Genomic DNA, 3,557 nt, shown 5'->3' on the forward strand with positions numbered 1-3,557 from the left:
GCGGGGCCCCCGGACCGCGGCCACACGGTGGCAAAACCGCTAAAAAAAACCCCCCTCTGCTGGGGGGGGGGCCCCCCCCCCCTGTGAGTCGGCGGCACCGCGCGGCGGGCCCGGTCAGCCCGCGGCGGCGAAGGCGGCCTGGAGGTGCGGGATGTAGTCGGCGATGGCCGGGGCCCAGCAGCCGTAGTTGTGGCCGCCGTTGCAGGTGGGCGAGAGGCTGGCACCGTTGGTGTAGTCGATGTACCGGCTCGGGATGCCGAGCTGGTCGAGGCGGCTCTTCACGGTGTTCGAGGCGCCCTCGGTGAAGAGGTCGATGGCGTCTCCGTTGCCGCTGTAGAGCGCAATGTCGTCACCGCGGAGCTTGGCCAGGTTGGCCGGGTCGGCGGGGTTGACCTCGTTCCAGATGTGGTCGGCGTTGAAGACCGGGTACGGCGAGCCGAAGATCGCGTCGCTGTCGACCACCGGCCCGTCGACGGTGCACTTGCCGGTGCCCGGCACGGTGGAGCTGCTGGCCCCGCACATCGCGCCGGGCAGGTTGAGCTCGGTGGCCAGCACCGCGCCACGGATCACCCCCATGCCGAAGTCGATGCCGCCGGAGAGCGAGACGGTGTGCCCGAACAGGTCGGGCCGGTTCTCGGCGTAGCGCAGCGCGCCGTAGCCGCCCATCGAGAGGCCGATCACGGCCCGGTGGGCGCGGTCCGGGAGGGTGCGCAGGTTGGCGTCGATGAAGGGGATCACCTGGTCGAGGTGGAAGGTCCGCCAGTTCGCTGCGCCGAGCATGGTGTTCTGCATGACCCAGTTGGCGTACCAGCCCTTGAGGCCGCCGTCCGGCGCCACGGTGATCATGGAGTCGTTGTGCAGGGCGGGGGCGGCCGCGGCGTCGTCCGGGTTGCCGGCCGCGCCGTGCAGGAAGTATGCCACCGGCCAGTGCTTGGTCGGGTCGGCCGCGTAGCCGGACGGCAGGAAGATCCGGATCTTGTGGGTGCCGGAGAGCTGCGGGGTGGTCACCGTGATGGTGAAGTCGGTGGCCGAGTGCAGCTCGGGGGCGCCGACCTGGGTCAGGCCGAAGCCGTCGGTCAGCGCGGGCGGGGTGGGTTCGGTGTCCGCGTGGGCGGGGGCGGTGCCGAGCAGGGCGGAGACGGTGAGCGCGGCGGCGACCAGGGCCGTCTTGAGATGCCGACGGGTGCGCGGGAGGGAGCTCATGGGTGCGGTTCCTTCCGGGAGAGGGGGTGGGTCAGAGCGCGCAGTAGGCATTGGCCTCGGCGGTGGTGGTGTCGATCTGGCCCCTGGTGGGGGGTGCGGCAACCATGTGGAACTCGGTGTTGGCCAGGACCGCCTGCTTGCTGCCGTCGTCACTGCTGTACCAGTTGCTGAGGTAGCCGAGCACGGCACCGGAGTGCGCCCAGACCCACTGGCCGCAGGGCAGCTGCTGGTGGAAGATGCCGAGGCCGTAGCCGCCGACGCCGGAGCTGTCCACCGGCACCGTGGTCTTGAGTTCGGCCTCCTGGGCGGGCGGTAGAAGCTTGCCGGTGAGCAGGGCCCGGTCGAAGGTGGCCAGGTCGTCGAGGGTGGAGACCATCGCCCCGGCGGCGCCGAACGCCTGCACGTCCGAGACGGTCTCGTCGAGGATCACGTAGGCGAGCCCGCCCGGGTACTGGTAGCCGTGCAGGTAGTTGCCGTGCAGCGTCGAGTCGCTGGTCGGGAAGGTGGTGTTGGTGAGGCCGAGCGGGGCGATGATCCGCTGCTGGATCTCGGTGGCCGGCTCGTTGCCGGTGACGGCCTTGATCACCATGCCGGCCAGTACGTAGTTGGTGTTGGCGTAGCTGAACCGCTGGCCCGGCGCGGCGGTGGGGGCCTGCCGGAGCGCGAGGTCCACCAGGGCCTGCGGGGCCCAGGGCTGGTTGGGCTGGGTGTTGAGTGCGTACTGGAGCCCGAAGTTCCCGCCGGCGTACTCGGGCAGGCCGGAGGTCTGGTTGAGCAGTTCGCGGATAGTGATCTTGGAACCGTCGTAGCCGTTGGCGTTGACGGCGCTGGGCAGCCACTTCGCCACCGTGTCGTCGAGGGACAGGCGGCCCTCGGCCTCGAGCTGGAGCAGCACGGTCGAGGTGAAGGCCTTGGTGTTGCTGCCGATCCGGAACTGGGCCTTCGGGTCGGCGGGGGTACGGCTGGAGAGGTCCTTGACCCCGGCGCTCGCGTACTGGGTGGTGTCGCCCTGTCGGACCAGGCCGACCACGGCTGGGTAGCCGTCGGCGACGCCCTTCTGCGCTCCGGCCTGGAGGAGGGCCTGGGCGCCCGGCACATCGGCCAGGGCTGGGGTGGCGGTGCCCAGGGCGGCCAGGACGGCCAGGGTTGCGGCGGCAACGGTGGTACGGAGCGGCTTCATCGAGGTCTCCTCGGACGGATCTCAGTCACGGACATGACACCGGGGGTGCCATGGAGTGGAGGAACCGATGCTGGCAGGGAGACCGGTTAGCGGACAGGCCAAACACCGGCCATCTGTGGCCGGACCCGTCACGGCTGGTCAGAGCCGGTTGCGCCGGTCAGGAGCCGGCCCGGGGAGGGCTCGTTCGGGCTGCAGGTGACCAGTCAGTAGCTGCGCCGGCGGGTGCGGTGGCTCTGGCCGAGAGGCGGATGTGCCGGACAGCCTCATGCACGGCGGCGATCGCAACGCCCCCACTGAGACGCCGCGTGCCGCGAACTCAACAGGTCCATGGCGGCCGACGGCCCATCTCGGTGCAGAAGCCGGAGGACGTGCCCGGCCACGTCCAGTCCGGCCGACCCGTCGGCGGCACCGTCGGCACACCGTGGATCAGCGGCGGTCCACACAGGGCAGCCCGGGCTCCATCCCGTGCAGGATCTGCTGGGAGATGTGACGCAGTTGTTCGATCTGCTCCGGCGCCAGTGCGTCCAGCACCAGTGATCGCACCCGCTCCACGTGGCCGGGTGCGCTGTCGGCCAGCTTCCGGTACCCCTCGTCGGTGAGGACGGCGTTGGTGCAGCGGCCGTCGTCAGGTGCGGTCTCCCGGCGCACGTAGCCGTGCCGCTCCAGCCGTTTGACCACGTGCGACAGGCGGGAGAGCGAGCCGTTGGCGAGGACGGCGAGGGTGCTCATCCGCAGCGCGCGCTGTGGCGCGTCGGAGAGCGCGGCCAACACGAGGTACTCGAACTGGCTCAGTCCCGAGTCGTTGCGAAGCTGGGCATCCAGTGCGGCGGGCAGCTTGATGATCATTGCACTGAACGCCTTCCAGGCGTTGAGCTCGGTCTCGTTCAGCCAGCACGGCTCGTCCTTGTCCATGCCGGCGACTCTACCCAATCACTTGATCCTTCAAGTAATCACTTGACGCTTCAACCAACTCCCCTCTATGTTGGTTGAAGATTCAACACGAGTCCTCCGGTCAGCGGACGGCTCCCCGCTCACGGTGATCCCCAACGGGCCCCGTGAGCACGGACGAAGGAAGAACCATGAACCGCAAGACCATGCGACGGGCCGCCACCGCGACGACCTCCCTCCTCCTCGCCGGCGCAGCCGCCCTCGGCGTCTCCGGCCAGGCCATGGC

General features: G+C 69.9%; 3 protein-coding genes. All 3 read right to left on the reverse strand.

Going from position 1 to position 3,557, the window contains the following annotated elements:
• Positions 1-114: 114 nt before the first annotated feature.
• The 3 genes from ACFC1R_RS38165 to ACFC1R_RS38175 all read right to left on the reverse strand — a co-directional run bounded on the left by ACFC1R_RS38165 (position 115) and on the right by ACFC1R_RS38175 (position 3,295).
• A complete protein-coding gene (locus ACFC1R_RS38165) occupies positions 115-1,203 on the reverse strand; it encodes an alpha/beta hydrolase (protein WP_375946325.1) in 1,089 nt (362 codons plus the stop codon).
• Between the two features lie 31 nt (positions 1,204-1,234).
• Entirely contained in the window at positions 1,235-2,383 is a 1,149-nt protein-coding gene (locus ACFC1R_RS38170; RefSeq protein ID WP_375946326.1) for a serine hydrolase domain-containing protein, read from the reverse strand.
• Between the two features lie 426 nt (positions 2,384-2,809).
• Complete coding sequence (locus ACFC1R_RS38175; RefSeq protein WP_375946327.1) at positions 2,810-3,295, reverse strand: MarR family winged helix-turn-helix transcriptional regulator; 486 nt, start codon at positions 3,293-3,295, stop codon at positions 2,810-2,812.
• Positions 3,296-3,557: the final 262 nt, after the last annotated feature.

The organism is Kitasatospora sp. NPDC056138 (genome assembly GCF_042264695.1).
Lineage (GTDB): Bacteria > Actinomycetota > Actinomycetes > Streptomycetales > Streptomycetaceae > Kitasatospora.